At 64.5% G+C, this 6108-nt stretch carries 5 protein-coding genes and 2 pseudogenes; 4 read left to right on the top strand and 3 right to left on the bottom strand.

What is annotated here, in order from left to right:
* A pseudogene (locus IE134_RS33870) lies at window positions 1–98 on the top strand (lamin tail domain-containing protein); the annotation flags it as partial.
* A 546-nt stretch (window positions 99–644) separates the two neighbouring features.
* Entirely contained in the window at window positions 645–854 is a 210-nt protein-coding gene (locus tag IE134_RS33865; RefSeq protein ID WP_189432850.1) for a hypothetical protein, read from the top strand.
* Between the two features lie 143 nt (window positions 855–997).
* Here the strand turns inward: IE134_RS33865 and IE134_RS33860 are convergent, their stop codons facing one another.
* Both IE134_RS33860 and IE134_RS33855 read right to left on the bottom strand, forming a co-directional pair.
* A complete protein-coding gene (locus tag IE134_RS33860) occupies window positions 998–1423 on the bottom strand; it encodes a hypothetical protein (protein WP_189432848.1) in 426 nt (141 codons plus the stop codon).
* A gap of 774 nt (window positions 1424–2197) precedes the next feature.
* Window positions 2198–2641, bottom strand: a complete 444-nt coding sequence (locus IE134_RS33855; protein WP_189432845.1) for a hypothetical protein — start codon at window positions 2639–2641, stop codon at window positions 2198–2200.
* Window positions 2642–3228: 587 nt separating this feature from the next.
* Between IE134_RS33855 and IE134_RS33850 the strand changes: the two genes are divergently transcribed.
* A complete protein-coding gene (locus IE134_RS33850) occupies window positions 3229–4374 on the top strand; it encodes a nucleic acid/nucleotide deaminase domain-containing protein (protein WP_189432843.1) in 1146 nt (381 codons plus the stop codon).
* A 40-nt stretch (window positions 4375–4414) separates the two neighbouring features.
* Window positions 4415–4891 carry a hypothetical protein gene (locus IE134_RS33845; protein WP_189432841.1) on the top strand — a complete coding sequence of 159 codons (477 nt, stop codon included), beginning with the start codon at window positions 4415–4417 and terminating at the stop codon, window positions 4889–4891.
* Between the two features lie 113 nt (window positions 4892–5004).
* Here the strand turns inward: IE134_RS33845 and IE134_RS33840 are convergent.
* Window positions 5005–5731: pseudogene (locus IE134_RS33840) on the bottom strand (HNH endonuclease family protein).
* Window positions 5732–6108: the final 377 nt, after the last annotated feature.

Raw genomic sequence — 6108 nt, 5'->3', positions numbered from 1 at the left:
CCATCTACCTGTACAAGCCCTCCGGCGCCCGCGCGGACGTCCACTCGTACACCAAGAAGGCCAACGACCGCGACGGCTACATCACCTACCACGGATAATCAATGATGGGCGCCGACAGCTGACGGGTTTGCGGCGCCCGAGCAGTTCTTGCCCTCCCGGCCCCAACAGTGGCCGGGGCATGCGTGCACCGTCTGTCGGCGTCGGGGTCACCGGGACGGGGCAGTCGCTCCACCAGCCTTTGTTTCCCGCCCTCTCTTGCCTCTCCGAGGTGTTGAGAGTGCCGGCCTTGGCTCGGGGTGTCGTGCTCGCGCATCCACGTTATGCAGACCTGCCGCCCGCGAACTGCCCGGCAATGCGCCGGACCGGGCGGTGGCCGGACCTCTGATCAGCGTCTCCGACGAACACCCCCGAACCCGGTGACTCCACCCCCAGGTCATGCCTTCGACACGGACACAGTCATGCCGGGCCCGGAGCACAGAGGCCCTCTTGCAAGCCAGCGAAGAACAGAACGAGGGTAGGCGGCATCGCTGCCCGAAAGTCATGCCCCGACATGCACAGGGGAGTTCACTGCGTTCATCAGATCCGAGGATCTCTGAGTGGCTCCCTGGTCGTGACCAACTCACGCCTGTGGAAAAATAAGGCCCATGGACAAGATTTCCTCCGTTGAGTTGGCTGCCCAGCGTCAGCGCACCGCCGAGGCAGCCGCTGACGCGGCGCGTGCAGATGTGGAGCTCGAAGCCGTAGCCGCGGTCCGCGAGGGAGAGCCGGTCGAGGAGGTCGCCGAGATCTCAGGTCTCGACTCCACCGAGCTCCAGTATCTGGATGAGGCTGCCGGGGATCTGCCGCGAGGCTGAGTGAAACACAACCGTCCTCCTGTGCCTCGGCGTCGTCAGCCCTCACCAGCTCGGCAGAGCGCGCGGTCAGCGCGACGGGTGGTGAACAGGGCCCGATTCTCCTCCGGGTCCGGGCGACGGCGAGCTTGGGCGGCCAGTCCCCGTCAGGGGGCCTGCTCGGCGGCGAGCAGCGCCGTGGCCATATCGTATTCGCTCAAGGTCGGCCTGCCGGTGTTCGCGCGGTCCCGGGTACCGGCTGCGAGCAGTTGCTGGACGAGCGGCTCGTCCTCGGGCGTGCTCGCCCGCTCCGGGTACGAGGTCCTCCGGCACAGGTCATCGACGTGCCGCAATAGGGCGTAATACTCGTGCGTGTGCGTCGGGCCCTGGACGCCCGGGCGGGTCATCCCCACACCCAGCGACCGGCGGTGGGCCGCGCCATCGGCGATCGCAGGGCCCAGGGTGCCCTCCCGACGGGAGGCGATGGCCTGCGCGGCCCAGGCCCGTTGCGAGATTCGAGCGGTGGCAGTCGATCTTGCGGTCGCGCATGTCGACGTAGTGATGCCCAGCGAGGGCGGTGTCGAGATGGGCACGCATCTCCTCCTGCAGGGGCCCGTCCGCCCACATCGCGATCCACCGGGCGCCGGTGTCGTAGTACAGCTCTACCTCGACGTCGGTGACCTCGGCCAAGTGCCGGGCCAGCAGGCCGGCCTGACGGCTGCGGCTCATGCGCTACCTCCCGGGCGACGGTTGAGATCGGACGGCTCTCGCCACGTCCGCTCCGCGCGGCGAGCAGTCGTACGGACATGGACATCAGGTGGCCAGTGTTTCGGGTTCTTCTGGGCAGCTTGGGCCCAGTCTATGTACAGCAGCGCGGCTGAGTGCCACCGAGCAGGCTTCCGGAACTGGGCGGATGCGGGGTCACGGGGTATCTGCTGGCTGATCGTCCTGCCATACCCAGCGGCCGTGGGCGTCTGGTGCACAGATGCTGCTGCCGCCCGGGAAGGTGCAGCCCTCGTTGGGAAGCGCAACCCACCGGGTCTTGATCCGTGAGTGGCACAGGGGGTGGTTTGCCCATCCAGGGGTCCGTCGTGCAGTTCGACTGTGATCGAGATGGTGTTGTCGCTCATGTTGCTCTTCTGCCCCGACAGGTACAGACCAATTCTGGTGGCCTGCCAGCTAGGGACTGGCGTCAATCCTTGGGTAGACCATCCAGGATCAGGGCGGTCGGGGACCGAGAGGTCTGCAGGGGTGTGTCAGAGTCTGCGCATGCTCGAGATCGTGCGTCCCGGCCGCCCGCGCCTGTCATGTCGGTACACTCCGTATTGCGCTACGTCCGCAATTTGTTACGTCGGTGAGCCGAGTTGTTAACCCTTCCAGCTCCAGGCGCCGGACTTGCTGCCGGAGAAGTAGTGCGTGTAGTCCTTCGAATAGGCCTTCACGTCACCCCACGGAGTGGGTACCCCGGCGCCGATCGTGTTCTTGGCACGCCATTTATGGGTCGCCGCGGAGTTTTGGTAGCGCTTGATCCCGTTGTTCTTCGCAATGTTCGGGAAGATGTGTCCGCTCTCCTGCCATGCCTTCGACGAGGTGACCCTATTTCCGTTGTAGCCGAAGTGCACGGTGTCTCGGGTCCACATCAGTGCACTGCCTCGCTTGTACTGGGCCGTCCGGTATTTCGTTTTGGCGCCGGCACGGGCCATGTCTCCGGCCTCGGCCTCGTCGCCAGAAACATCGGCGGATTCCGCAATCGGCTCATCGGTGAATGCCGCGAGCTGTTCCGGGCTCAGTTGATCCGTCGATACCCCCACTCAGTCCTCGCTGACTGCGATCGGCTCACCGGTAGGGTCGGCAACGGCGGTTGCGGCAGGGACGGCTATCGCCAGAGCGATGCCGCAGGACGCGGCGACAGTGAGCTTCTTCAAACCGGCCACGATCGGGTGACGGCCGGATCCCCGAAGGCTGAGCACGACCGCAGATCAGAGACCGGTCAACCGCATAGAGCCGCTGGCCCTTTGGAGTGGTCGCTGAAGAAGCTCAGTGATGAAACGGCTGCGCATGTATTCTCCCAAGGGGTCATAAGGACCCGGCCGCAATCGGCCGGTCGATAACAATAACTGATGCTACGTCAGATTCACCGGGTGAATAGCAATGGATGCCATACGCGTAGGTATCAAGGAAGGTCGCGAATCTCTTGCTATGACGTTTCATCACGAATCCTTCACGGAGGACCAGTCACGCACCAGCCCACTTCAGCTGATCAACCCATAAGCGCGACTTTTGATCTGTATCCCCATCAGGAATGTCTTGGCGTCTGCCTGACGGCCCAGTGGCCGCCGGGCTGCCGCGTGCAGGGCACGTTTCTCGCCCTACATGCTCGAAGCGTTCTGGATCCGAGGTGGCCGCGCTCCCAGATCCCCGCAGTCGCTCACCTGGACTACTGGCCCGCGCCCAGACTCTCACCGCCGAGCAGAACCCTGTCACCGTCCCGGACGCAGCCGGCGGATCCATCGGCGGCCTCTTCTACGTCATCAACAAGATCGACCAGGTCGGCAAGCCAAAGGTCCTGAACAAGACCGACGGCTGCGACGGCTTCTGGGACCAGATCGCCTACAAGGGCGACTGCACCATGACCCAGGAGATCAGCTACAAAGCCGAACTCGACCTGTACCTCTGCGCCGTCGAAGTCTTCGACAACACGTGCTTCTCGAACGACACGCTGTACCTGGGCGAGACCAAAACCGACACCCTGAAAACCAAGGTCACCCACACCATCACGATCGCGGAGTACCAGCAGGGCGTCGACCCCGTCGACATCCTCTTCGGCAGCTGGATCCGCTGCGCCCAGAAACTCACACCCGGCGGTCAGAACGGAAGCTGGGGCGGCTGCGCCTGGGCAGCGGTAGATGTGGCCGCTCTGTTCGCCGGCAAGGTCCTCCGTCCGATCGCGGACGCTATCGCCGCTGCGGACGCCGCGGCCCGGACTGGGATTGGCTTCTTCGACGCGCTCAAGGCACTCAAAGCTCTGCCATTGGCCGATGACGTCGTTGCCCGCCTCGGGTCCCGAGTGATGGGCGAGTTCGTTGAGGCTTGTACCCGCAGCAGCAAGCGGGTCGGCCCCCTGGCTGCTGCCGCCGGTGGATGCGGCGGTCTGATCCGCTATAACAGCGATACCCTGAGTCGAATGGCATATCAATTCAGGGTGAAGTCGGGATTCTATGGGGCTGATCATAATGTCGCCGTGGCCAGAGTTCCGGGGTGGAACGACCCGAAGACCGGAGACCTCGTCGTAGCGAGCAGCGGCTTCTCAGGTCACTCGGAAACGACGATCCTGCAAATGCTGAAAGCAAGGAAAATCGACCCCAGCGAGATCACAGCCCTCTACTCAGAGCGCCAGCCGTGCGCATCCTGTGCCTCTGAGTTGGCTGGTGCCCTCAAGCCGGGCACGCCCGTCACTTGGTCGGTCCCCTACTTCGACGCATCGAAAGTGGAGCCAAGCAACTCCTGGCAGAGTACGTCAAAAAGGCGGGCGTCGGTCGCCTGATGCGGTCATCCGCAGACCAGCAGCAAGTATGGGAGGGCACATGAGCGAGCACGATTTCGATCTGCCACCAAAAGCCACGCCTGATGTCATGCGTCGACGCACGGCACTAGCGGGAAAAGCCCGTGATGCACTAGCGTGGACAGGACTTCCCGTTTATCGGGAAGATTCCTCAGAGGGTGAGTCCGGAGTGAACGTCAGAGTCGATCCTCTGGCTGATGGTGGTGTTCTCGCAGAATGGAATACTCGTGAGGAATTCACATCCGAAATCGTGAAGATTCTCGCGAGCGGCGTGGATCCCTCGAACCTCCCTCAGAGGGTCCGTCACTACGAAAATGTTCAAACCTGTATGCGCGAAACGATTTTGAACATCCTCGCGTCAGCTGGGTTCGACGTAGAGAGAGCGGACGCGCACTCCTACGGAAAAGCGGTCCACTTAGGGGATTTGATCGCTGATCCTCTCTTCCGGGTTCCGCCGGAGCTGAGCGGATCAGCTCCGGCGGAACCCGGATGGCGTTGAAAGGACGCGGGGCCGTTCCCGATATGGTGCTGGCCCGGGCGCGGGGCGCGATCGCCTGCTGACTGGGACTCTTCCGCTCTCGCGTTACCCACCGGACTGTGCGCTTCTTTGTACTACGACGCAGGCTCGTACTCGACGGTCGATTCGGCGCACGGTTCGGCGAGTTCGAGGAGGGCCGCCTGCTCGGTCTTGTCCGCGCTCAGGTTCCAGCGGAGTTTCGTGGCGGTCAGTCCACCAGGTAGGTGCATGTCGCGGACTGGGCGGGCGGCATCCACTGGGCCGGGTCCCTGTCGGCTTTCGACCGGTTGGTTTTCGCTGTGACCGCGACCAGGGAGCGTTCGGCGTCGAGGTCGTTGGCGTAGGCCTCGCGGCGTTCGGGCGTCCAGTCGTGGGCGCCGCTGTCCCAGGCTTCGGCGAGGGGGACCATGTGGTCGATGTCGAGGCGCTTAGCGTCGGTGACCTCGGCCTCGTCGTAGTAGGAGAGCCAGCGGCCGCCGCTGAGCGTGCACCGGTCACCCTGCTCCGGGGCGGTGACCGCTTCGGCGATGAGGACTTCCTGGCGGGTCGGGCAGCTGTCGTCGTCCTCGTCGACCCAGTGCTTGAAGGAGTCGCGCTCGTACCCGGTGCGCTTCTCCTCGGCGACGGGGATCTTCCTGATGGCGTCCGCGAGGGATAGCGCGCCCTTGTCCGGAGCTCCACCGGGCGCGCCGGACGGGGCGGTGGTGGTGCCGGTGGCGGAGGGCTTGCGGCCGTCGACCTCCACCGGTTCGGCGGAGCAGGCGGTCAGGCGGTGGCGGTGAGCAGGGCGGCGGACAGGAAGCCGAGGCGGCGCAGCGACACGAGAACACTCCAGCAGGTCGGGGCTGATGCGCGCTCATGGTCGCAGCTCGGCAGGCCTGCTGATGCCGCGTCATTCGTTCGTGAGCGGAATCCCGTCGCGTCCCCGAGTCGTACTTCGTTGCGTCGGCTGTCCTCGCTGCGGCGGCTTTCGGCACGGCTGGCGCCGGCCGGACGGCGAGGCGGGCGGTGCTCGGAGTATCTCCAGGAGCGCGGCTGGGCGTGGTGGTGCCGCTCAGGCATCGACTGGTGGTGATGTGGGTCACTTCTGGTGTTTGCTGTCTTTGCGCGAATTCACGCTTCGGGTCGCTTCGGTGGAGGGTGTGCTGGTGGTGAGGTTGGCGTTCGAGTGGCGTGGGGTGGTTGTCGTTGCTGGATAA

The sequence above is a fragment of the Streptomyces rubiginosohelvolus genome, from assembly GCF_014649875.1.
Taxonomy (GTDB): domain Bacteria; phylum Actinomycetota; class Actinomycetes; order Streptomycetales; family Streptomycetaceae; genus Streptomyces; species Streptomyces rubiginosohelvolus.
This window is presented reverse-complemented; position numbering and strand designations above follow the sequence as displayed.

What these genes read in the sequence shown, in the direction of transcription:
- IE134_RS33865 (WP_189432850.1), top strand. Translation starts at nt 645, where the DNA reads ATGGACAAGATTTCCTCCGTTGAGTTGGCTGCCCAGCGTCAGCGCACC.
- IE134_RS33845 (WP_189432841.1), top strand. Translation starts at nt 4,415, where the DNA reads ATGAGCGAGCACGATTTCGATCTGCCACCAAAAGCCACGCCTGATGTC.